Here is a 23122-nt window from a genome sequence, read left to right as displayed (position 1 = left end):
GCGCGAAGCGACAACTGATGGAGGAGGGGTTCGTCCACGAGCGGCGGGTGCAGAACGCCAGCGGCCACTGGATCACGAAACAGCTCGTCTCCAGCACGCCGTTGACCCCCGCGCAGGCCGCGAAGTTCCTCGGCCGGACACCACTGCCCGGCTGCGGCGAACACGTGTCGCCGCAGGTCGCACCGAGTCCCGGAGATCCGGCCGTCGGTGATCCGAAGGCCGGTGAACCGGCGGTCGGTTCACCGACGCCCCCGTCAACCGACGGTCATCCAAAGAAAGACCTGGGGGGAAACACCTCCAACCTTCCGGGTGCGGGGGCGGGCGGAGCAGGTGGGGCAGGTGGGGCAGGTGGGGCAGGAGAGTTGGACGGGTTGGACGGCTCAGACAGGGCGAGCGAGGCGGGTGAGGCCGACGGGGCGGGTGAACCCGCCGTGACAGGTGAACCCGCCGTGACACCCGACAGCACCCGCCTCGAAGACGCCCGCGCCCTCGTCGGCGTACTCCACCTCCTCTCTCCCTCCCTCCGGCACATTCCGCCCGGCATGCGCAACGAACTCGCCCGCCTCGCCGCCCGCTGGCTCGACGCCGGGTACGCCCCCGCCGACGTCCACACACACGTCCTGCGCTGTCTGCCGGGCGCCGGGACGCCCGTACACCGGCCCGGGGGTCTGGTGAGGTACCTGCTGAGGGACGTACCGCCCCGGGATCCGATGCCGGAGACCGAATCCGCGCCCGAGTCCGCGCCCGCATCCGTGTCGGCGCCCGTCGGGCAACGGCTGTCGGCTCGGCTGGAGGGAGCGCGGGAGTGCGCGGGAGACGGGCACACCCAGCCGATGCTCTTCCGGGGTGAGGAAGGGCAGACCCTGTGCGGCGAGTGCAGGCGGAACCAACTCCTCCCTGCACTGGCTGGGTAACAGACAGGCCCCGCAAGCTTCCTGAGGACGCTCGCCGAGCAGAATCCGGTCGCCGAGCGGACTCAGGTCGCCGGCGACAGCGGAGCCAGCGGCCTCGCGGGGCCGGCCACGGGGGGAGAGATCATGAGGACTTCGGTCAGTCGGAGGACGGGGCGGGCGCACACGGAGGCCAGGGCGGTCAGGGGCTGGAAGCCGTATGCCGTCGGGGCCGTCGTCGTCGCCGCGTTGCTGACGTCGACGGCGTGCCAGGGGGCGGGCAACGGTTCGGGGCAGGGCAAGGGCCCGGGGTCCGGTACGGGAACGGCACGGCCGAGCGCGACCGGCCCGTCGGCACCGGGCGGCACGCCGTCGGCGAAGCCGACCGACGGCGGAGCCTCGCCGAGTGCCGGTACGCCGACCGAGACGTCGCCGGCGAAGCCGGGCGCGACGACGGGCGGCAGCGGGAAGGGGAAGGGGAAGGGTGGCAGCGGGAACGACGGCGGGGCCTCCACCATCCCCACCTGCACCCAGGAACAGCTCGCCGTCTCCTCCGAACTGGAGCCCCCGGACAGCAAGGAGCACCGCCACCTGCTCCTCACCGTCCAGAACGTCAGCGACAAGCAGTGCAACCTCTACCGCTACCCCCACGTCCGCCTCGGCGCCGACTCCCAGGCCGACACCCCGGTCATCAAGGACACCGACCCCGACCCCGGCAAGCCCGTCACCCTCGCCCCCGGCCGCGAGGGCTACGCCGCCCTCCTCGTCTCCGGCGGCCACCGCGACGAGTACGAGGCCCGGAGCCTCTCCCTCACCCTCCAGGGCCCCCAGCCCGGCACCCGCGTCGGCTCCCCCGTCGACGTCCCCCTCCCCGTCGCCAAGCTCCACGCCGACGACGGCCAGCTCGTCACCTACTGGACCACCGCCTCCGGCTTCGCCCTCCGCGCCATCACGTCGAGGTGACCACGTAACCGCGCATCCGCCAATGGATCATGAGGTGAGCCCGACGGGCCCGCAGGCCGCAAGCCCGCAGCCCGCAGCCCGCAGCCCGCAGCCCGCAGCCCGCAGCCCGCAGCCCGCAGCCCGCAGCCAACGTTCAGCGGTAGATGAGGAGTTCCTGTTCGGTGGCGCCGGTGAGGTGGTAGCGGGTGCGGGTGAGGGGGCGGCCGGAGTAGATGCGGATGAGGGTGGCGGCGTCGCCGTGGAAGTGGGCGGTGGGGCGGCCGCGTATGTGGGTGCCGAGAGCCACCTTGGCGACAGGGCCGGAAACGGCACCGCGGGCCGCCCCGGCGGCGGGACCGGAAGCCGAGCCGGGGGCCGCCCCGAAGCCAGGGCCGGAAGCGGAGCCGGGGGGCACCTCGGTGGCAGGGGCGGTGAGGGTGGCGAGGAGGTGGGGGGTGTCGCGGCGGCGGGTGGTGGGGGCCAGGAGGGAGAGGGCGAGGGGGAGGGAGGGGCCGGAGTAGGCGCCGGGTTCGGAGAAGGCTTCGCGGATGTCGCCGGCGTGGACCCATTCGCCGAGGGCGACGGCGTCGAGGCGGTCGTCGTCGCGTCGGGCGATGACGGGGCCGGCTTCGGTGAGGCCGCGTTCGAGTTCGTCGAGGATGCGGGGGACGGGCCAGTGGTCGCGTTCGGCGACGTCGCGGGCGTTGGCCTCCGGGAGGAAGACGCCTTCTTCGAGGCGGTCCTCGACGATGCGGACGAGGGCGGCCGCGCAGTGGGCGAGGACTTGGCGGGCGGTCCAGCCGGGGCAGGCGGTGCGGAGGGCGTACGACTCCTCCGGGGTGCGCCGGAGGAGGGGCATGAGGAGGTCCCGTTCGGTCGTGAGGAGCCGGTCGGGGAGCCAGGGGTCACGTACGTCCTGGGGGCAGTCGGTACACATGCGTCCTCAGTAGCGGTAGTGGTCGGGCTTGTACGGGCCGTCGACCGGGACGCCGATGTACGAAGCCTGCTCGGGGCGGAGGGTCGTGAGGCGGACGCCGAGGGCGTCGAGGTGGAGGCGGGCGACCTTCTCGTCCAGGTGCTTCGGCAGCGTGTACACGCCCACCGGGTACTGCTCCGGCTTCGTGAAGAGTTCGATCTGGGCGAGGGTCTGGTCGGCGAAGGAGTTCGACATGACGAAGGAGGGGTGGCCGGTGGCGTTGCCGAGGTTGAGGAGGCGGCCTTCCGAGAGGACGATGACGACCTTGCCGTCGTCGAACGTCCAGGTGTGGACCTGCGGCTTGACCTCGTCCTTCACGATGCCGGGGATCTGCGCGAGGCCGGCCATGTCGATCTCGTTGTCGAAGTGGCCGATGTTGCCGACGATGGCCTGGTGCTTCATGCGGGCGATGTCGGACGCCATGATGATGTCCTTGTTGCCGGTCGTGGTGATGAAGATGTCGGCCGTCTCCACCACGTCGTCGAGGGTCGCGACCTGGTAGCCGTCCATCGCGGCCTGGAGGGCGCAGATGGGGTCGATCTCGGTGACGACGACACGGGCGCCCTGGCCGCGCAGCGACTCCGCCGATCCCTTGCCGACGTCGCCGTAGCCGCAGACGACGGCGGTCTTGCCGCCGATGAGGACGTCGGTGGCGCGGTTGATGCCGTCGATGAGGGAGTGGCGGCAGCCGTACTTGTTGTCGAACTTCGACTTCGTCACGGCGTCGTTCACGTTGATCGCCGGGAAGAGGAGCGCGCCTTCGCGGTGCATCTCGTAGAGGCGGTGGACGCCCGTCGTGGTCTCCTCGGTGACGCCGCGGATCGAGGCGGCGATCGTGGTCCAGTCGAGGGTGGTGCCGCGGAGCAGCTCCAGGATGACCCGGAACTCGTCGTTGTCGGCGGTGGAGGGGTCGGGGACGGCGCCGGCCTTCTGGTACTCGACGCCCTTGTGGACGAGGAGGGTGGCGTCACCACCGTCGTCGAGGATCATGTTCGGGCCGTCGGCGCCGGGCCAGGTGAGGGCCTGCTCGGTGCACCACCAGTACTCCTCCAGGGTCTCGCCCTTCCAGGCGAAGACGGGGATGCCGGCGGCGGCGATCGCGGCGGCGGCGTGGTCCTGGGTCGAGTAGATGTTGCAGGACACCCAGCGGACCCGGGCGCCGAGGGCGACGAGGGTCTCGATGAGGACGGCGGTCTGCACGGTCATGTGCAGGGAGCCGGTGATGCGGGCGCCGGCGAGGGGCTGCGCGGCGGCGTACTCGCGGCGGATCGACATCAGGCCGGGCATCTCGTGCTCGGCGAGGGTGATCTCCTTGCGGCCGAAGGCGGCGAGGGAGATGTCCGCGACCTTGAAGTCGGTGAAGTCGGTGGAGCCGGTGGAGCCGGTAGTGGCGGTGGAGCCGGTGGTGGCGGTGGAGCCGGTGGTGACGTCAGACATGGACAACGCTCCTTGCGCTGAGGATGGTGCGGTGGATTTCGAGGGCCGCCGTCGACTTGTTGAGGGTGATGTAGTGCAGGCCGGGGGCGCCCTCGTCGAGCAGGCGCAGGCCCATCGCGGTCGCGTGCTCGACGCCGATGCGGTACGCGGTGGCCGGGTCGTCCTTGGCCGCTTCGAGGCGGTGGGCGAGGTCCTCGGGGAAGGCGGCGTCGCTGAGTTCGGCGAAGCGCCGGATCTGGCGTACGTCGGTGGCGGGCATGATCTCCGGGATGATCGGGGTGTCGCAGCCGGCGGCGGCGACCCGGTCCCGGAGCCGCAGGTAGTCCTCGGGGTCGAAGAACATCTGCGTGATGGCGTAGTCGGCGCCGGCCCGGCACTTCGCGACGAAGTGCGCGAGGTCGGCGGAGGGGGTCGCGGACCGGGGGTGGCCTTCGGGGAAGGCGGCCACGCCGATCCTGAAGTCGCCCAGGGAGCGGACGAGCGCGACGAGTTCGTGCGCGTACGTGAAGCCGTCGGGGTGCGGTGTCCAGGGTCCGCGCGGGTCGCCCGGGGGGTCGCCGCGCAGGACGAGGACGTCGCGGACGCCGGCGTCCGCGTAGGCGCCGATGATGGCGCGGAGTTCGGCGACGGAGTGGCCGACGGCGGTGAGGTGGGCGACGGGGCGGAGGGTGGTCTCGGTGACGATCCGCTGGGTGACGTCGATGGTGCGGTCGCGGGACGAGCCGCCGGCGCCGTACGTCACGGAGACGAAGTCCGGCCGGAGCGCCTCGACGCGGCGGATGGCGTCCCAGAGTGCCTGTTCGCCACGGTCGGTCTTCGGCGGGAAGAACTCGAAGGAGAAGGTGGGGTCGGCGGGGTTGCCGGCACCGGTGGGGTCGGCGGGGTTGCCGGCACCGGTGAGGTCGGCGGGGTTGCCGGCACCGGTGGGGTCGGCGGGGTTGCCGGCACCGGTGGGGTCGGCGGGGCCGGCCAGGCCGGTCGGGTGCGTGAGGCCGGCCGGGCCCGCCGGGTACGTGGGGTGTACGGGGTTCACAGGCGTCTGCCTCCCGCGTTGAAGTAGCTCGCCTCGGGGTGGTGGACGACGATCGCGTCCGTCGACTGCTCGGGGTGGAGCTGGTACTCCTCCGAGAGGGTGACGCCGATGCGTTCGGGGCGGAGGAGTGCGGCGATCTTCGCGCGGTCCTCCAGGTCGGGGCAGGCGGGGTAGCCGAGGGAGTAGCGGCAGCCCTGGTACTCGGTGCGGAGCATGCCGTCGAGGGAGGCGGGCTCGGAGGCGCCGGCGATGCCCCAGTCGGCGCGGACGCGGGCGTGCCAGTACTCGGCGAGGGCTTCGGCGAGTTGGACGGAGAGGCCGTGGAGTTCGAGGTAGTCGCGGTAGGCGTCGGCGGCGAAGAGGCGGGCGGTCTCCTCGCCGATGCGGGAGCCGACGGTGACGATCTGGAGGGCGACGGCGTCGACCTCTCCGGAGTCCTCGGCGCGGTGGAAGTCGGCCAGGCAGAGGCGGCGGCCCCGCTGTTGGCGGGGGAAGGAGAAGCGGGTGCGCTCGCCTCCGTCCTCGTCGAGGACGATGAGGTCGTCGCCCTTGGAGACGCAGGGGAACCAGCCGTGGACGACGGCCGCTTCGACGAGGCCCTCGCGTTCGACGCGGTCGAGCAGGGCGCGGAGGCGCGGTCGGCCCTCGGTATCGATGGTCGCGGCGTCCTTGAGGCCCCACTGGCCCTTGAAGAGGGCGGTCTCGTCGAGCCAGGGGGCGTACGCGGCGAGGGGGATGTCCTTGACGACCCGGGTCCCGAGGAAGGGGGGTTCGGGTACGGGGTTGTCGGCGGCGACGTCGGAGCGCCCGGCCGGTTCGGGCTCGCGGACCTCGGTCGCCGGGGTGTCGCGGCGGGGTACGCGGCGCTGTTTGAGGGGCGGGAGCGCGGCGCCGGGGACGCCTCGTTTGACGCCCATGAGGGCGTCCATGAGGCGCAGGCCCTCGAAGGCGTCGCGGGCGTAGCGGACCTCGCCCTGGTAGATCTCGTGGAGGTCCTGCTCCACGTATGCCCTGGTCAGGGCGGCGCCGCCGAGGATGACGGGGTACGTGGCGGCCAGTCCGCGGCCGTTCAGTTCCTCCAGGTTCTCCTTCATGATCACGGTGGACTTCACGAGGAGGCCGGACATGCCGATGACGTCGGCGGAGTACTCCTCGGCGGCTTCCAGGATCGCGGAGACGGGCTGCTTGATGCCGATGTTGACGACGTTGTAGCCGTTGTTGGAGAGGATGATGTCGACGAGGTTCTTGCCGATGTCGTGGACGTCGCCGCGGACGGTGGCGAGGACGATCGTGCCCTTGCCCTCCGCGTCGGACTTCTCCATGTGGGGTTCGAGGTGGGCCACGGCCGTCTTCATGACCTCGGCGGACTGGAGCACGAACGGCAGCTGCATCTGGCCGGAGCCGAACAGCTCGCCGACCACCTTCATGCCGTCGAGGAGGATGTCGTTGACGATCTCCAGGGCGGGGCGGAGGGCGAGCGCGGAGTCCAGGTCGGCTTCGAGGCCGTTCTTCTCGCCGTCGACGATGCGGCGCTTGAGGCGCTCGTCGAGGGGCAGGGCGAGGAGCTCCTCGGCCTTGCCGGCCCTGAGGGACGTGGCCGTGGCGCCCTCGAAGATCTCCAGGAAGCGCTGGAGCGGGTCGTAGCCGTCGGCGCGCCGGTCGTGGATGAGGTCGAGGGCGACCTGGACCTGCTCGGGTTCGAGTCGGGCGATCGGCAGGATCTTCGAGGCGTGCACGATCGCCGAGTCGAGGCCGGCCTTGACGCACTCGTCGAGGAAGACGGAGTTCAGGACGATGCGGGCGGCCGGATTGAGGCCGAAGGAGATGTTGGACAGGCCCAGGGTCGTCTGGACGTCGGGGTGGCGGCGCTTCAGCTCGCGGATGGCCTCGATCGTCGCGATGCCGTCCTTGCGGGACTCCTCCTGGCCGGTGCAGATCGTGAAGGTGAGCGTGTCGATCAGGATGTCCGACTCGCGGATCCCCCAGTTGCCGGTGAGGTCGCCGATGAGCCGCTCGGCGACGGCGACCTTGTGCTCGGCCGTGCGGGCCTGGCCCCGCTCGTCGATGGTCAGCGCCATCAGGGCCGCGCCGTGCTCCTGGGCGAGGGCGGTGACCTGGGCGAAGCGGGAGTCGGGGCCGTCGCCGTCCTCGTAGTTGACGGAGTTGATGACGGCGCGGCCGCCGAGCTTCTCCAGGCCGGCGCGCAGGACGTCGACCTCGGTGGAGTCGAGGACGAGGGGGAGGGTGGAGGCGGTCGCGAAGCGGCCGGCGAGTTCCGCCATGTCGGCGGTGCCGTCGCGGCCGACGTAGTCGACGCACAGGTCGAGCATGTGCGCGCCTTCGCGGATCTGGTCGCGGGCCATCTCGACGCAGTCGTCCCAGCGGCCTTCGAGCATGGCCTCGCGGAACTTCTTGGAGCCGTTCGCGTTGGTGCGCTCGCCGATCGCCATGTACGAGGTGTCCTGGCGGAACGGCACGTGGCTGTAGAGGGAGGAGGCGCCGGGTTCGGGCGCGGGTCGGCGGTCGAGGACCGCGGCGCCCCGCACCCGCTCCACGATCTCCCGCAGGTGCTCCGGGGTCGTACCGCAGCAGCCGCCGACCAGGGCGGGCCCGTGGTCGCGTACGAACGCCTCCTGGGCGTCGGCGAGTTCGGTCGGCGACAGGGGGTAGTGGGCGCCGTCGGAGGTGAGGACGGGCAGGCCGGCGTTCGGCATGACGGAGATCGGGACGCGGGCGTGCCGGGACAGGTACCGCAGGTGCTCGGCCATCTCGGCGGGGCCCGTGGCGCAGTTGAGGCCGATCATGTCGATGCCGAGCGGTTCCAGGGCGGTGAGCGCGGCGCCGATCTCGGAGCCGAGGAGCATGGTGCCGGTGGTCTCGACGGTGACCTGGACGATGACGGGCAGGTCGACGCCGACCCAGTCGAGGGCGCGGCGGGCGCCGATGACGGCGGCCTTGGTCTGGAGCAGGTCCTGCGAGGTCTCGATGAGGAGGGCGTCGGCGCCGCCGCGGATCAGGCCTTCCGCGTTCTGCCGGAAGGCGTCGCGGAGGGGTTCGTACGTGACGTGGCCGAGGGTGGGGAGTTTGGTGCCGGGGCCCATGGAGCCGAGGACCCAGCGGGGGCGGCCGTCGGCGGCCGTGTGGGCGTCGGCGGTGGTGCGGGCGATCCGGGCGCCGGCCTCGGAGAGCTCGTACACCTGGTTCTCGATGCCGTACTCGGCGAGAGCCGCCAGGTTGGCCCCGAAGGTGTTGGTCTCGACGCAGTCGACGCCGACGGAGAAGTAGGCGTCGTGGACGGAGGCGACGATGTCGGGGCGGGTGAGGTTGAGGATCTCGTTGCAGCCCTCCAGGTTCCGGAAGTCGTCGAGGCTCGGGTCGGCGGCCTGGAGCATGGTGCCCATGGCGCCGTCGGCGACGACGACCCGGGTGGCGAGCTCCTCCCTGAGGGAGCGGCGGGCGGCGCTCATGACAGCCCCCTCAGGTGGGTGACGAGGGTGGCCGTGCAGCCGACGCCGTACGTCGTCCTGATCCGGTCGAGGAGGGAGTCCCGGTGCAGCCGGTACTCCTGCGTCCCGACGTAGTCGAGGACGGTCGCGGCGACCGCGCAGCCCAGCTGGGCCGCGCACCGCTCCGGGACGCCCCACAGCGTGCCGGCGAGGAACCCGGACCGGAAGGCGTCGCCGACGCCGGTCGGGTCGACGACGGCGGGGACCTCCACCGCCGGCACGGCGAGGGTGGGGCGGGCCTCGCCGCGGATGCGGACGCCCGCCTCGCCGTGGGTGGTGACCCAGGTGGTGACCCGGCGCAGGACGTCGGCCTCCGTCCAGCCGGACTTCTCCAGGAGGAGGGCCGTCTCGTACTCGTTGGTGAAGAGGAACCGCGCCCCGTCCACCAGTTCCCGCACCTCTCCCCCGTCGAGCCGTGCCAGCTGCTGGGACGGGTCGGCGGCGAAGGGGATGCCCAGGTCACGGCAGGTGCGGGTGTGCCGGAGCATGGCCTGGGGGTCGTCCGGGGAGACCAGGACCAGTTCCAGGCGGCCGGTGCGCGCGACGACCTCCCGCAGGTCGATCTCGCGCGCCTCGGCCATCGCCCCCGCGTAGAAGGTGGCGATCTGGTTCTGGGCCCGGTCGGTGGTACAGACGAAGCGGGCGGTGTGGAGCGACTCGCTGACGCGCACCGAGTCGGTGTCCACGCCGTGGTCCTTCAGCCAGACGCGGTAGGGCTCGAAGTCGGCGCCGACCGCGCCCACGAGGGCGGGGCGCAGGCCGAGGACGCCGAGGCCGAAGGCGATGTTCGCTGCCACTCCGCCGCGCCTGACCTCCAGGTTGTCGGCGAGGAACGACAGGGAGACCCGGTCGAGCCGGTCGGCGAGGAGCTGCTCGCTGAACCAGCCGGGGAAGGTCATCAGATGGTCGGTCGCGATGGATCCCGTGACAGCGATACGCATGGGTCAGACCCCCGCTGCCTTCTCCAGGGCCTCCACGCGGTCCGTGCGCTCCCAGGTGAACTCGGGGAGTTCGCGGCCGAAGTGGCCGTAGGCCGCCGTCGCCGCGTAGATGGGCCGCTTGAGGTCCAGGTCGCGGATGATCGCGGCGGGACGCAGGTCGAAGACGGCGCTGACGGCTTCCTGGATGCGTTCGTCCGGGAGGGTGCCGGTGCCGAAGGTCTCGACGAAGAGGCCGACGGGCTCGGCCTTGCCGATGGCGTAGGCGACCTGGACCTCGCAGCGGCGGGCGAGGCCGGCCGCGACGACGTTCTTCGCGACCCAGCGCATGGCGTAGGCGGCCGAGCGGTCCACCTTCGACGGGTCCTTGCCGGAGAAGGCGCCGCCGCCGTGCCGGGCCATCCCGCCGTACGTGTCGATGATGATCTTCCGGCCGGTGAGTCCGGCGTCGCCCATCGGGCCGCCGACCTCGAAGCGGCCGGTGGGGTTGACCAGGAGCCGGTAGCCGTCGGACTCCAGGCTGACGCCCTCCTCGACGAGCTCCTTGAGGACGTGCTCGACGACGTACTCGCGGACGTCCGGGGTGAGCAGGCCCTCGACGGAGATGTCGGCGGCGTGCTGCGAGGAGACGACGACCGTGTCGAGGCGGACCGGGCGGTCGCCGTCGTACTCGATGGTGACCTGCGTCTTGCCGTCGGGGCGCAGGTACGGCACGGTGCCGTCCTTGCGGACCTCGGTGAGGCGGCGGGACAGCCGGTGGGCCAGGGCGATCGGCAGCGGCATCAGCTCGGCCGTGTCGTCGCAGGCGTAGCCGAACATCAGGCCCTGGTCGCCGGCGCCCTGCGCGTCGAGCGCGTCGCCCGCGCCCTCGACGCGGGACTCGTACGCCGTGTCGACGCCCTGGGCGATGTCCGGCGACTGGGCGCCGATGGACACCGAGACGCCGCAGGAGGCGCCGTCGAAGCCCTTCGCGGAGGAGTCGTAGCCGATGTCGAGGACGGCCTCGCGCACCAGCTTCGCGATCGGCGCGTACGCCGTCGTGGTGACCTCGCCGGCGATGTGGACGAGGCCCGTGGTGATCAGGGTCTCGACCGCCACGCGCGAGGAGGGGTCCTCGGCGAGCAGGGCGTCGAGGATGGTGTCGCTGATCCGGTCGGCGATCTTGTCGGGGTGGCCCTCGGTCACGGACTCCGAGGTGAAGAGGCGGCGGCTCATGCCTGGACCTCCACCGGGGCCTTGAAGAAGTGCTGCTCGATGGCACCGAGGGTGCGGATGGAGTCGACCTCCAGGGTCTCCATCTGGATGGCGGTGCCGCTCTCCTGCTCCAGGAGGAAGACGAACTCGACGAAGGACAGCGAGTCGATGAGCCGGTTCTCGATCAGGTCGAGGTCGGACGCGATGTCGTCGCGCTCGGGGTGACGCTCCAGGATCCAGTTCTTCACCGTCTGCAGGCCGTCGGCCATGGTTGCTCTCCTTTAGCTGCTGCTGGATACGGAAGGGGTGAGGGGCGCGGGCGGGGGTGTCGCGGCGACGATCGGGGCGGCCACCGCGACCGCGTAGTCCACGTCGTGGCTGATGGACACGGTGATCTCGGTGATGCCGGACGCGGCGGCCATCTCGGCGGCCGCCCGGTGGAGCTCCACGAGCGGCCAGCCGCCCTCGGAGCGCCGCACGACGATGTCCGGCCAGGGCAGGAACCTGCCTCGGACGCGCAGGGTCTTGAAGGCCGCCTCCTTGGCCGCGATCCGCCCGCACAGGCTCAGGACGTCGAGACCGGAGGACGTACGGCAGTCGGCGAGCTCGCCGGGGGTGAGCATCCGCTCGAAGAACCGCTCCCCGTACTGGGCGAGGAGCCTGCGGACACGGTTGACGGACACGATGTCCATGCCGAGGTTCGCCCACCCCAGGCCGCCCGCCGGCGGGGCGGCGGGACGGGCCGGCACGTCAGATCACCGGCCCGGCCGTGCCACTCGCATCGGCCCGCGTGCGGGCGTTCGCGTCGAGCACCGCCTGGGTGGCGGACTCCCAGCTGCCGTGGCGCCGGGTGAGTGCGGACAGCCATCGCTCCAGGCCGAAGGCGACGCAGCTGGTGAAGGCGGGGCCGCCGGTCGATTCCAGGGTGATGCCGCAGCGGTCGCCGAAGAAGTTCCGGTGCGTGTTGACCGAGGCGATGGCCAGGTCCTCGTACAGGAACTCGTACTTGACCGGGGTGAGGCGCTGGAGGACCGCCTTGGAGCCGCCCTTGTCGAAGAAGGGGTCGCAGGCGGCCTCCTTGCGCAGCGGCAGGTCGAGGGCGTCGGCGAAGGCGTGGATGCGGGCGGTGAAGTCCGCGAGGTGCGCCTCGGCGTGGTCGCGGGCGCCGATGGCGACGATCTCGCGCATGCGGAAGCCGAGTTGGCGCCGCATGCCCTCGTAGTGGGTCTCCTTGCGGAAGCACCAGGAGCAGATCGTGACGAGGGTGTCGTCGGCGACCCGTCGGCCCTGGTGGTCGAGGTAGACGGCGTAGCAGGACGCCGAGGGCAGTCCGAGCGCGGCCGGTTCGAGGGCGTCGCTCGGGAAGCAGCCGGTGTCCGGGGAGAAGGGCGTGGTCGCGCGGCGCTCCAGGTCGAGCGGGGCGGCGACGACGGCCTGGTGGGGGAAGTTGTCGTAGTAGTCGAGGCGGGCCAGGTCGGCGGCGGGGAGCAGCGGGGGCATGGTCATCGGGCGGGCGCCCGCGGTCACGCCCCAGCGTTCGAAGGTGTCGTCGAGGAGCCGCAGCAGGCGGGTCCCCTCGGGGCCGAGCGAGGGCAGGCCCCTCGCCTGCCCCCGGGCTTCCCCGACGGTCGCGGGGGTCGTCACGGTCATGGTCTCTGCACCTCTCGGGTGGGAGGTCTCGGGCCGGGCGGACCGGGCGGGTCAGACGACGGGCAGGGTGTCGTCGGAGAAGATCCCGGTCTTCAGGAAGAAGGCGAGCGGCTTGCGGATGGCCTTGCGCTCGTGCGGGCGGCGGGCCGGGTCGGCGACGAGCGCGTTGCGCAGGGCGAGCGGGTCGGCGATGCCGGCGTCGCGGTAGACGTGCGGGTTGTAGAGGGAGTTGACGCTGTAGACGACGTACCGCTTGAGGTAGGCCTCCACCTCGCGGACCCGTTCGGCGCTGACCGCCTGGCACATCCGGGTGTGGAGGAGGGAGACCAGCTCGCGGCCGAAGGCGATGTGGCGGGACTCGTCCTGGTGGTGGATCCGGTTGACCTCGCGGATGGTGTGGCAGAGGGTGTCGTCCTTCGCCATCCGGGAGTTGTAGTGGTCGACGAGCTCCTCGAAGAAGAGGATGCGGGTGAAGACGAGGAAGTTCTCGACCTCGGGCTCCCAGGCCGCGTCGGCGCGCATCGCGGTGGAGCCGTAGATCTTGTTGCCGTAGCGGCGGCAGAACTCCGAGAAGAACCACATGTGTTCGTTCTCCTCGCCGATGAAGTGGTGGAAGAAGTCGGAGGGGACCTCGAAGCCGGGCATGTGGATGCGGCCGACGACCTCGATGAGGAGTTCGCGGATGCCGTGGACGTTGAGGCTGTAGAAGTTGACGGACTCCCACTTCGACAGGCGCTGAAGCGTTTCCTCGCCGAGGGCGTCGTAGTGCTCGGTGCCGTGGACGGTGAGCAGCTCCGGTGTCATCCAGAAACGGTTCTCCTCCAGCGTCTCGGGCCACTGGAAGGTCTGGTACGGGTTGTAGTAGTCCTCGACCGAGCGCTCGCTGAGACGCGCGAGGACCTCCATGAACCGGTCGGTCACGGGAAGGGGGGCGGCGATGCCCATGGTGGACGACTCCTCGCTTGCTGGCGGTGGGGTTACGGGCGGACTTCGTAGACCGCGTTGACCGGGGTCTCGGTCGCGCGCCGCCAGCGGGTGAAGCCGGCCTCCTCCGCGATGGCGCGGAAGGCCTTCTCGCCGGAGTGGTTGCCGAGCGCGTGCGGGCCGCGCTGCGCGACGGCGACGGGCAGGCACATGACGGCGGACAGCGCCATGAACATCCGGGCGGCGGGCGTCTGCGCGTCGATGTCCTGCGGGGAGACGTTCGACTCGACGAGCATCCAGGTGCCGTCCGCGTCCAGGGACTTGTGGACGTGCTGGGCGGCGGCCACCGGGTCGCCCATGTCGTGCAGGGCGTTGAAGAAGCACACCAGGTCGTAGCCGGTGCCCGGGTAGTCGTCGGCGGAGGCGACCTCGAAGACGACCCGGTCGGAGAGCCCGGCCTCCTCGGCGAGCTGGCGGGCGATCGCGATGGCCTCCTCCGAGTAGTCGAAGCCGTGGACCGTGGCCCGCGGGAACGCCTTCGCGATCAGCAGGGTGGTGTGGCCGACGCCGCAGCCGACGTCGGCGACGGTGCCGCCGGCGGCGAGCTTGCCGGTGACCTCGTGCAGGGCGGGCAGCCAGTCCGGGACGAGCTTGTGCTCGTACGTCGGCTGGAAGAAGGAGCCCATGCCGGTGTCGAGGGCCGCGTCGTGCTCGGCCCAGCCGACGCCCTCGCCGGTGCGGTACGCGTCGACGAGCAGGTCCTCGGTGGCGTACAGCGCCTTCAGCGCGGTGAAGAACCCGGCCGCGTAGGTGACGGCCTTCGGGTCGGCGAGCACCTCGACGTGGTCGGCGGGGAGCGTGTACGTGAGGGAGCTCGGGTGCCGCTCCACGTACCCGGCGGAGAGCTGCGCGTGCAGCCACTCCTCGATGTAGCGCGGGTCGGTGGCGGTCTTCGCGGCGAGCTGCTCGGCGGTCAGGGGGCCGTCGGCGGCCAGCGCCCGGTAGAGACCGAGGCGCTCGCCGAGGGCGACGGTCAGGCCGCGGACGGCCGCGCCCGCGTCGGTGATGACCCGCTGGTGGAAGTCGTGGGCGCTCATGCCGCCTCCTCCTGGCCGTGGCCGGGCGTGTCGCAGGTGAACAGGAAGGAGCGGGGGACGCGGGGCAGGCCGCGGGGGGCGACCGGGTAGGGCCAGCGGCCGAAGTCGGCGCCGTCCTCACCCGGCTGCCTGACCTCCCGTACGGCCCAGCCGCAGTCGGCGAGCAGTGCCTCGGGCTCCTCGGTGCCGAAGAGCCAGGGGTTGCCGTCCTCCTCCAGGGCCGTCATGAAGCTCCGGGCGAGCGGGTTGTCCAGGGCGGCCCGGGAGATGACGTCGCCGAGCAGCACGGAGCCGGGCGCGGCGTGCGCGGAGAGCGTCGAGATCAGGGTCCGCACGGCCTGCTCGGGCAGGAAGAACAGCAGGCCCTCGACCACCCACAGGACGGGCTCCTCGCTCTTCCAGCCCGCCTCCTTCAGGGGGCCGGTCCAGTCCTGGGTCAGGTCGACGGGGACGGCGACGCGGCTGCGGCCGGCGGGCCGCGGCTCGTCCTTGAGCATCTCGGCCTTGGCCTCCAGGAGGGCGGGGCGGTCGAGCTCGTAGACGGTGACGCCGTCGGGCCAGGGCAGCCGGTAGAAGCGGGTGTCCATGCCGGCGGCGAGGAAGACGACCTGCCGGATGCCGCGCTCCTCCACCGCCTTCACGACGGCCCGGTCGAGGTAGGTGGTGCGGATGGCGAGGAACGGCACGATGCCGCCGCCGTCGTAGCGCGCGAGCAGTTCGAAGCCGATCTCGTCGGCGACGGTGCGCGCGTAGGGATCGGCGAACAGCCGGTCCTCGCGCTCGGTCTCCAGGGCGCGCGCGGCGGCGGTCCACTGGGCGGTGCGGGATACGGCCTCCACAGGAGGTCCCCCTTCACTCGGTTGACGGAAGATGTACGGACGGCCGTGTTCAGGGGCCCGACGAAGGACGGTTCGTCAGGCGCTCATGGCCGGGACACAGGTCTTGGCCGGTCGCGCGCAGGCGACGGGGTCCTCGGCCGCGGGCATCGACGACAGATGGTCGGCCTCGGAGTCGGCGGGGCGCCGGCGGAAGATGCTGTGCAGGACCATGCTGAACACGGCCGTCCCGTCGGGGGCCACGAGCGTGCACCGCGGCTTGACGGTGCCGGTGGCGCGGTTGAACGGCGACGGGGTGGCGCCGAGGATCTCGACGCGGGCGGTGAGGGTGTCGCCCGGGCGGACGGGCCGCAGGTAGCGGACCTCGTCGATGCCGGGCGAGCCCATGCAGGCGCTGTAGGCGAGCAGTCCGTCGACGTAGCGCCGCATGAACATCGCCTGGGTGTGGAACCCGCTCGCGATCAGACCGCCGAACGGCGAGTGCTCCGCGCGCTCGGGGTCCGTGTGGAAGGGCTGCGGGTCGAAGCGCCTGCCGAACTCCAGCACCTCCTCCGCCGTGACGGTGACGGTGCCCAGCTCGTGGACGTCGCCGGGCCGGAAGTCCTCGAAGTAGCGCATCGCGCTTCCCCCTTGACCTAGGAGTGGTCTTTCCCTGGCGAACTCCAATCTACGAATCGACCATTTATTTTGTCAACCCAAAAGAAGGCTCAGGCGAGGGCTTGTTCGACGTCGCGCCACAGGTCCTCGACGTCCTCGATGCCGACGGACATCCGCACCAGCCCCGCGCCGATCCCCGCGGCCGCCAACTCGCCCTCGCCCAGCTCCCGGTGGGAGGTGGAGGCCGGATGCGTCACGAGGGTCTCCACCCCGCCCAGCGACAGCGCGAGCCTCGCCAGCCGTACGCGCTCGATGAACGCCCGACCCGCCTCCCGCCCCCCGGCGAGCTCGAACGAGAGCAACCCGCCCCCACCCGCCAGGACCTTCCGGGCCGTCGCGTACGACGGGTGGTCCACCCGCCACGGATGGCGGACGGCCGCCACCGCCCCGTGCGCCGCCAGCCGCTCCGCGAGCACCACCGCGTTGGCGCAGTGCTCCCGCATCCGCAGCGGCAGCGTCGGCAGCCCGCGCAGGGTCAGCCACGCCGCGAACGGATCCGCGCAGGAGCCGAGTTCGACCGTGCGCGGCCAGATCCGCTGCCGCAGCGCGTCGTCCGCGAACACGGCGGCGCCGCCCAGGACGTCCGAGTGCCCGGACAGGTACTTGGTGGTCGAGTGCACGACCACGTCGGCGCCCCACTCCAGCGGCCGGCACAGCACCGGCGACGCCAGCGAGTTGTCGACCACGCTCGTCACCCCGAGCGCCCGCGCCGCCGCCAGCAGTCCCGGCAGGTCCGGCACCTGCCCCGTGGGGTTCGCGATGGTCTCCAGGACCAGCAGCCGCGTCGCCGGGTGCACGGCCGCCGCCTCGAACTCCGCCGGGTCGTCGCCCGATATCCGCACCACCTCGATCCCGTACCGCTCGGCCAGGTCCGACAGGACGGCGTGCGTCCCCCCGTACAGGCACCGCTGCGCCACCACCCGGTCACCGGGCCGCAGGAGCGCCAGGAGCACCCCGCTGATCGCCCCCATCCCCGAGGCGAACGCGAGGGCCCCCTCCCCGCCCTCCAGGCCCGCGAGCGTCCGCTCCAGCGCCCGCACGGTCGGATTGCCCCGACGGCCGTACACGTACCGGCCGTCGGGTCCCGCCATCGCCTCGGCGAGCTCGGCCGCGGAGTCGAAGGCGAAGGCCGACGACTGCACGAGCGGCACGGACAGCGGCCAACTTCCCTCCCCAAAAGGCTCGTTGACGACATGAACGGCACGGGTGCTCAGTTCCACGGCATTCCTCTCGGGACCCTGTCGGAGATACGGAAAAGGGGCCGCCCGACGTCCGGGGTCGGACATCGGGCGGCCCCTTCGGGGCGGTTCAGGCGGAGACCTTCTCGCCCTGCGGAGCGGGGGCGGACGCGGCCTCGGCGGCCACCGCCTTGTCGCTCTTCATGACGAGGAGGGTGACGACACCGCCGAAGGCGGCGATGATCGCGGCGCCGATGAAGGCGGCCGAGAAGCCCTCGGTCAGCTTCGGCAGGTCGCCGAGCCGGTCGGCGCCCTGCGACATGGCGACGGCGGTGAGCGCGGCGAGACCGAGCGCGGAGCCCACGTTGTAGGTGGTGTTGACGATGCCGGAGGCGAGACCGGCCTGCTCCTGCGGGGCGCCCGACATCGCGGCGATCATCGCCGGGATGTACGCGAGGGACATGCCGAGCGCGGCGACCAGCGAGGCCGGCAGGACGTCGACCAGGAACGTGCCGGTCGGCGGGACGGCGGCGAGCCAGACCAGGCCGGCGGCGAGGACGAGCAGACCGGCCCCGATGAGCGGCTTCGCCCCGAACCGGCCCATGAGCCGGGCCGTGATGGCCGTCATGAAGATCATGAGGAGCACGGTCATCGGGAGCAGCGCCGCGCCGGACGCGAAGGCGCCGTAGCCCAGGACCTGCTGGAGGTACAGGTTGAGGAAGTACCACATCGGGATCCAGGCCGCGCCGAGCAGCGTCATCGCCAGGTTGGCCGAGCCCAGGCGCGGGACCCGCCAGACGCTGAGCGGCATGAGCGGCTCGCGGACGGACTTCTGGATCACGAAGAAGAGGGCGAGGAGGGCGACGGCACCGACCAGTTCGAGAACGGTGGCGGTGGCGCCCCAGCCGACCTCGGGGGCCCGGACCACGGCGAACACGGCGAGCGCGAGACCCGCGGTGACGGCCACCGCGCCGAGCACGTCGACCGAGCCGCGGCGCGAGCCGACGTCCGGGAGCAGCCGGGTCGCGGCGAGGGTCGCGAGGCCGATCGGGATGTAGATGATGAAGACCCACTGCCACGCCGCCCACTCGGTGAAGACACCGCCGAGGAAGACGCCCGCGGTGCCGCCGGCGGGAGCGGCGGCGCCGTAGAGCGCCATCGCCTTGCCGAGCTCCTTCGGGTCGTGCATGAACAGCATCATCAGCAGCGTCATCGCGGAGGGCGCGATCAGCGCACCGCCGACGCCCTGGACGGCGCGGCCGGCGATCTCGACCCAGGCGGTCTGCGCGGCGGCGGCGAGGACCGAGCCGGCGATCATCACGGCCCAGCCGGTGACGAAGATCTTCCGGGCCCCGACGAGGTCGGAGAGGCGTCCGCCGAGGAGCAGGAGGCCGCCGAAGACGATCACGTACGCGTTGAAGACCCACTGGAGCTCGCCCTGCGTGAAGCCCAGGTCCTTCTGCATCTCGGGGAGCGCGACCCCGATGATCGACGTGTCCATGATGACCATGAACTGGGCTGCTGCGAGCACGACAAGTGCCCACCAGCGCCGGGGATTGACGGTTGACATTGCCCTGACCCTTCGCTCGCATCGACCCCCGACCGGAGCCGGGGCATACCCCTAGGGGGTACCTGTGCGGAGCACCGTAGCATACCCATGGGGGGTATGTAAGGGAGAGAGGGGGGCGGTCGTGACGACGCACCGGAAGCGCCCCCTCCACACCCCCGCCGGGCAGAATGCCCCCATGACCGCAGACCAGGAACCCGCGCTCCTCCGACGCTGGACCGCCACCCTGCTCGCCGCCCGCGCCGGCCGCGAGGGCCCCGACCCCGCCCCGTACGGCCGGAACCTCCTGGCCCGCTGGGCCGAGCCGCAGCGCCGCTACCACACGGTCGACCACCTCCGCGCGGTCCTCGACCGCATCGACGAACTCACCGACCAGGGCGGCGAGGGAGGCGAGCTGGAGCTCGTACGGCTCGCCGCCTGGTTCCACGACGCCGTCTACCGGCCCGACCGCTCCGAGAACGAGGAACGCTCGGCGGCCCTCGCCGAGAAGGCCCTCACCGAGGCCGGACTCACCCCGCACGAGGTCACCGAGGTCGCCCGCCTCGTCCGACTGACGACCAGCCACGACCCCGACACCGGCGACCTCAACGGCGAGACCCTCTGCGACGCCGACCTCGCCGTCCTGGCCACCGACCCCGATACGTACCGGGGGTATGCCGCGGCCGTCCGCGAGGAGTACGCCTTCGTCCCCGACGACGCCTTCCGCGACGGCCGCGCCGCCGTCCTCCGCCAGCTCCTCGCCCTCCCCAGCCTCTTCCGCACCCCGTACGGCGCGGCGGCCTGGGAGGGGAAAGCGCGGGAGAACATGGCCAGGGAGCTCGCGGAACTGACGGACACGTCCGGCAAGAGCTGAACAGACCCCCGAAGAGCCTCACGAGCCCACAGAACGGCGCCGTTCTCGAACACCTCGTCACCCAGCGTGAGGAATGCGGCTCGGGGCCCGCCCGTCTCGCATCCCAAGACATTCCCGTCACCACGGAATGACAGGCACAAATCGAGGGTTGACACATGTCATGCCCTCTCCCTCCGCCGAGCCCACCCCACCCGCCCCGACCACCCCCTCCCTCCTGTCCACCCCACCCGCGACCGCCACCCGCATGCCCCTGGCCGTCTACATCCTCGGGCTCTCCGTCTTCGCGCTCGGCACGAGCGAATTCATGCTGTCCGGACTCCTGCCGCCCCTCGCGGAGGACATGAACGTCTCCATCCCGAGCGCCGGACTCCTCATATCCGCCTTCGCCATCGGCATGGTCGTCGGCGCACCCCTCCTCGCCGTCGCCACCCTCCGGCTCCCCCGCAAGACCACCCTGATCACCCTCATCACCGTCTTCGGCCTCGGCCAGGTCGCGGGCGCCCTCGCCCCGAACTACGCCGTGCTCTTCGCCTCCCGCGTCGTGAGCGCGCTGGCCTGCGCCGGGTTCTGGGCGGTCGGCGCGGCCGTCGCCATCGCGATGGTGCCGGTCGGCGCGCGCGCCCGGGCCATGGCCGTCATGATCGGCGGCCTCTCCATCGCCAACGTCCTCGGCGTCCCCGCCGGCGCCTTCCTCGGCGAGCACCTCGGCTGGCGCTCGGCCTTCTGGGCGGTCGGCGCCGCCTCCGCCATCGCCCTCGTCGGCGTGGTGACCCGCATCCCGCACATCCCGCGGCCCGAGACGAAGCCCCGCGTCAAACGCGAGCTGACGATCTACCGCGACCGCCAGGTGCTCCTCTCGATCGCCGTCACCGCCCTCGCCGCCGGCGGCGTCTTCTGCGCCTTCTCCTACCTCGCCCCGCTCCTCACCGACGTCTCCGGCCTCGACGAGAGCTGGGTCTCCGGCGTCCTCGCGCTCTTCGGCATCGGCGCCGTCGTCGGCACGACGATCGGCGGACGCGTCGCCGACGCCCACCTCTTCGGCGTGATGCTCAGCGGCATCGCCGCCTCCACCGTCTTCCTCGTCGCCCTGGCCCTCTTCGCGTCCAGCCCGGCCGCCACGATCGTGCTGACGTTCCTCCTCGGCGTGTCCACCTTCTACACCGCCCCGGCCCTCAACGCCCGCATGTTCAACGTCGCCGGCGCCGCCCCCACCCTCGCCGGCGCCACCACCACCGCCGCCTTCAACCTCGGCAACACCGGCGGCCCCTGGCTCGGCGGCACCGTCATCGACGCCGGCCTCGGCTTCGCCTCCACCGCCTGGGCCGGCGCCGCCATGACCGCCCTCGGCCTCGCGACGGCCGCCCTCGCGCTCAAGCTCCACAAGTCCCCGTCCCGCGTGGTGGCTTCCGGCACGCCTCTGGAACAGAAGGCCGTATCGTCCCGCTGACATCGCGTACGCACCCACGGGGGGAATCCGTGACCACCAGCAGCAGCACCGCCGTCACCGTCATCGCACGACTCCAGGCCGCGCCGGGCCAGGAGGCCGCCGTCCGCCGCCAGGCCCTCTCGCTCGTCGCCCCGACCCTCGCCGAACCCGGGTGCCTCTCGTACCGCCCGTACGAGGACCCGCTGGAGCCCGGTTCCTGGATCGTCGTCGAGGAGTGGACCGACCGCGCCGCCTTCGACGCCCACCTCCGCAGCCCCCACCTGGCGGCGGCGATGGCCGCCGGACCGCAGCTGCTCAGCGGCCCGCCGCAGGAGACGGTGCTCGTACGGGCCGACTGAAAACCCGCTGCGGAACCGCCCGGGGGTTCCGTACGGTGACACCGTGACGACGCGAATGATCATCCTCAACGGCGCCTCCAGCTCGGGGAAGTCCGGCATCGTGCGGTGCCTGCAGTCCGTGCTGCCCGACCCCTGGATGACGTTCGGATGCGATTCGTTCGTCGACGCCCTGCCCAAGAAGATGTGGTCCTCGGAGGGCGGGATCGTCTTCGGCGACGACGGCGGCGTCACCGTCGGCGAGGACTTCCGGCAGCTGGAGGCCGCCTGGGCGGAAGGCATCGCCACGATGGCCCGGGCCGGCGCCAGGATCGTCATCGACGACGTCTTCCTCGGCGGCGCCGCCTCCCAGCAGCGCTGGCGCACCGTCCTCGGCGACCTCCCCGTCCTCTGGGTCGGCGTCCGCTGCGACCCCGCCACCGCCGCCGGCCGCGAGATCGCCCGCGGCGACCGCACCCCCGGCATGGCCGCCCAGCAGGCCCTCGTCGTCCACGAAGGCGTCACCTACGACCTGGAGATCGACACCACCCACACCGAGGCCCTGACCTGCGCCCACACCATCGCCTCCCACCTGACCTGACCGCACGCACCGAAGGGGCGGCCCGGCACGATGCCGGGCCGCCCCTTGGGTACGTCAGGGCGCGGGCCGTCCCTTCGGTGCGTCAGGCGGTGCGGACGTCCGAGCCGGAGACGGTCGCCTCCGGGAGCGCCTCCGGCACGAAGTCCGCGCCGAAGGAGGGCGCCGGGTACATGAGGTGGGCGAGGCGGGACTGCTCCTGGCGCATGTGCATGAACGATTCCAGGATGTACCCGACCAGGAGCACGAGTACCGCGATGATCATGATGGAGGCGGCCAGGATGGCGGTGGGGAAGCGCGGAACGGTGCCGCTCTCCACGAACTCGGCGATCACCGGGACGCCCAGGGTGAGCGAGACGAGGGCCAGCAGGCCGGCGATGACGGAGTGGAACAGCGAAGGGCGCTGACGGCGGGCGAGACCCAGGATCAGCTTCAGGATGCGCCAGCCGTCGCGGTAGGTGCGGAGCTTGCTGACGCTGCCGGCCGGCCGGTCCTTGAAGTCGACCTCCAGCTCGGCCGTGGGCAGACGCAGGCTGAGGGCGTGCACCGTCATCTCGGTCTCGGTCTCGAACTCCCGCGAGAGGGCGGGGAACGACTTGATGTACCGGCGGGAGAACACCCGGTAGCCGCTCAGCATGTCGCTGACGTCGTTGCCGAACAGCGACCGCACGGCGCCGGTGAGCATCTTGTTGCCGACCGCGTGACCGGCCCGGTAGGCCGTGTCGGTTATCTCGCGGCGGGCGCCGACGACCTGGTCGTAGGGGCCCTCGAAGAGCAGGTCGACCATCTCGCGGGCACGCGTGGCGTCGTAGGTGTCGTCCCCGTCGATGATCAGCAGCGCGTCGGCCTCGACGTCGGCGAAGGCCCGGCGTATCACGTTGCCCTTGCCCTTGCGGGGCTCCTGACGCACGATCGCGCCGGCCTTGAGGGCCTCGGCGAGGGTGTTGTCCGTGGAGGCGTTGTCGTACACGTAGATGACGGCCTCGGGGAGCGACGCGCGCAGGTCGCGGACGACCTTCCCGATCGCCGCCTCCTCGTTGTAGCAGGGAACGACACAGGCGATCACCGGACTCATGCGAAGGTTC

22 protein-coding genes are annotated in these 23122 nt (G+C 71.8%); 6 read left to right on the top strand and 16 right to left on the bottom strand.

What is annotated here, in order from left to right; all coding sequences use genetic code 11:
* Positions 1 to 449 precede the first annotated feature (449 nt).
* Both ACIQFX_RS35805 and ACIQFX_RS35800 read left to right on the top strand, forming a co-directional pair.
* Positions 450 to 914 carry a hypothetical protein gene (locus ACIQFX_RS35805; protein ID WP_402472018.1) on the top strand — a complete coding sequence of 155 codons (465 nt, stop codon included), beginning with the start codon at positions 450 to 452 and terminating at the stop codon, positions 912 to 914.
* Positions 915 to 1037: 123 nt separating this feature from the next.
* Positions 1038 to 1853 (top strand): DUF4232 domain-containing protein, encoded by an 816-nt coding sequence (locus ACIQFX_RS35800; RefSeq protein ID WP_402472016.1) that lies wholly within the window; start codon positions 1038 to 1040, stop codon positions 1851 to 1853.
* Positions 1854 to 1986: 133 nt separating this feature from the next.
* On the opposite strand, the gene ACIQFX_RS35795 is transcribed toward ACIQFX_RS35800, so the two are convergent.
* The 15 genes from ACIQFX_RS35795 to ACIQFX_RS35725 all read right to left on the bottom strand — a co-directional run bounded on the left by ACIQFX_RS35795 (position 1987) and on the right by ACIQFX_RS35725 (position 18828).
* The gene (locus ACIQFX_RS35795; RefSeq protein ID WP_402472012.1) at positions 1987 to 2769 is read right to left on the bottom strand and encodes a maleylpyruvate isomerase family mycothiol-dependent enzyme; all 783 of its coding nucleotides are present in this window, start codon (positions 2767 to 2769) and stop codon (positions 1987 to 1989) included.
* Between the two features lie 6 nt (positions 2770 to 2775).
* Entirely contained in the window at positions 2776 to 4245 is a 1470-nt protein-coding gene (gene ahcY, locus ACIQFX_RS35790; protein ID WP_402472009.1) for an adenosylhomocysteinase, read from the bottom strand.
* Positions 4238 to 5278, bottom strand: a complete 1041-nt coding sequence (metF, locus tag ACIQFX_RS35785) for a methylenetetrahydrofolate reductase [NAD(P)H] (RefSeq protein WP_402472007.1) — start codon at positions 5276 to 5278, stop codon at positions 4238 to 4240. The genes ahcY and metF overlap by 8 nt, the downstream gene beginning before the upstream one ends.
* Entirely contained in the window at positions 5275 to 8745 is a 3471-nt protein-coding gene (gene metH, locus ACIQFX_RS35780; protein ID WP_402472006.1) for a methionine synthase, read from the bottom strand. Before metH ends, metF begins: the two co-directional genes overlap by 4 nt.
* A complete protein-coding gene (locus ACIQFX_RS35775) occupies positions 8742 to 9725 on the bottom strand; it encodes a carbohydrate kinase family protein (protein WP_402472004.1) in 984 nt (327 codons plus the stop codon). Before ACIQFX_RS35775 ends, metH begins: the two co-directional genes overlap by 4 nt.
* Positions 9726 to 9728: 3 nt before the next feature.
* Complete coding sequence (gene metK, locus ACIQFX_RS35770; protein WP_402472001.1) at positions 9729 to 10937, bottom strand: methionine adenosyltransferase; 1209 nt, start codon at positions 10935 to 10937, stop codon at positions 9729 to 9731.
* Positions 10934 to 11185 (bottom strand): phosphopantetheine-binding protein, encoded by a 252-nt coding sequence (locus ACIQFX_RS35765; RefSeq protein WP_399701026.1) that lies wholly within the window; start codon positions 11183 to 11185, stop codon positions 10934 to 10936. Before ACIQFX_RS35765 ends, metK begins: the two co-directional genes overlap by 4 nt.
* 12 nt (positions 11186 to 11197) lie before the next feature.
* Positions 11198 to 11665, bottom strand: a complete 468-nt coding sequence (gene acpS, locus ACIQFX_RS35760; RefSeq protein ID WP_402471997.1) for a holo-ACP synthase — start codon at positions 11663 to 11665, stop codon at positions 11198 to 11200.
* Between the two features lies 1 nt (position 11666).
* The gene (locus ACIQFX_RS35755; RefSeq protein ID WP_402471996.1) at positions 11667 to 12566 is read right to left on the bottom strand and encodes a hypothetical protein; all 900 of its coding nucleotides are present in this window, start codon (positions 12564 to 12566) and stop codon (positions 11667 to 11669) included.
* A gap of 51 nt (positions 12567 to 12617) precedes the next feature.
* Positions 12618 to 13511 (bottom strand): diiron oxygenase, encoded by an 894-nt coding sequence (locus ACIQFX_RS35750; RefSeq protein WP_402471993.1) that lies wholly within the window; start codon positions 13509 to 13511, stop codon positions 12618 to 12620.
* A 32-nt stretch (positions 13512 to 13543) separates the two neighbouring features.
* Positions 13544 to 14587, bottom strand: coding sequence for a class I SAM-dependent methyltransferase (locus tag ACIQFX_RS35745; protein ID WP_402471991.1), 1044 nt, complete (start codon positions 14585 to 14587; stop codon positions 13544 to 13546).
* Positions 14584 to 15426 carry a class I SAM-dependent methyltransferase gene (locus tag ACIQFX_RS35740; RefSeq protein WP_402471988.1) on the bottom strand — a complete coding sequence of 281 codons (843 nt, stop codon included), beginning with the start codon at positions 15424 to 15426 and terminating at the stop codon, positions 14584 to 14586. Before ACIQFX_RS35740 ends, ACIQFX_RS35745 begins: the two co-directional genes overlap by 4 nt.
* Positions 15427 to 15501: 75 nt before the next feature.
* Positions 15502 to 16041 (bottom strand): MaoC family dehydratase, encoded by a 540-nt coding sequence (locus ACIQFX_RS35735; RefSeq protein WP_402471986.1) that lies wholly within the window; start codon positions 16039 to 16041, stop codon positions 15502 to 15504.
* Positions 16042 to 16130: 89 nt separating this feature from the next.
* The gene (locus ACIQFX_RS35730) at positions 16131 to 17300 is read right to left on the bottom strand and encodes a trans-sulfuration enzyme family protein (RefSeq protein ID WP_402471985.1); all 1170 of its coding nucleotides are present in this window, start codon (positions 17298 to 17300) and stop codon (positions 16131 to 16133) included.
* Between the two features lie 88 nt (positions 17301 to 17388).
* Entirely contained in the window at positions 17389 to 18828 is a 1440-nt protein-coding gene (locus ACIQFX_RS35725) for an MFS transporter (protein WP_402471982.1), read from the bottom strand.
* A gap of 175 nt (positions 18829 to 19003) precedes the next feature.
* On the opposite strand from ACIQFX_RS35725, the gene ACIQFX_RS35720 reads away from it, so the two are divergent.
* The 4 genes from ACIQFX_RS35720 to cpt all read left to right on the top strand — a co-directional run bounded on the left by ACIQFX_RS35720 (position 19004) and on the right by cpt (position 22040).
* Positions 19004 to 19678, top strand: coding sequence for a hypothetical protein (locus ACIQFX_RS35720; protein ID WP_402471980.1), 675 nt, complete (start codon positions 19004 to 19006; stop codon positions 19676 to 19678).
* Positions 19679 to 19922: 244 nt separating this feature from the next.
* Positions 19923 to 21125: a Cmx/CmrA family chloramphenicol efflux MFS transporter gene (locus ACIQFX_RS35715; protein WP_402472136.1), complete on the top strand. Its 1203-nt coding sequence runs from the start codon at positions 19923 to 19925 to the stop codon at positions 21123 to 21125.
* A gap of 29 nt (positions 21126 to 21154) precedes the next feature.
* Positions 21155 to 21463, top strand: a complete 309-nt coding sequence (locus ACIQFX_RS35710; protein ID WP_402471978.1) for a putative quinol monooxygenase — start codon at positions 21155 to 21157, stop codon at positions 21461 to 21463.
* A gap of 55 nt (positions 21464 to 21518) precedes the next feature.
* Positions 21519 to 22040: a chloramphenicol phosphotransferase CPT gene (gene cpt / locus ACIQFX_RS35705; RefSeq protein WP_402472133.1), complete on the top strand. Its 522-nt coding sequence runs from the start codon at positions 21519 to 21521 to the stop codon at positions 22038 to 22040.
* 82 nt (positions 22041 to 22122) lie between these two features.
* Here cpt and ACIQFX_RS35700 read toward each other — a convergent pair whose 3' ends face one another.
* Positions 22123 to 23112, bottom strand: a complete 990-nt coding sequence (locus ACIQFX_RS35700; protein WP_402471975.1) for a glycosyltransferase family 2 protein — start codon at positions 23110 to 23112, stop codon at positions 22123 to 22125.
* Between the last annotated feature and the right edge of the window lie 10 nt (positions 23113 to 23122).

The organism is Streptomyces sp. NPDC093089 (assembly GCF_044754405.1).
Classification (GTDB): Bacteria; Actinomycetota; Actinomycetes; order Streptomycetales; family Streptomycetaceae; genus Streptomyces.
This window is presented reverse-complemented; position numbering and strand designations above follow the sequence as displayed.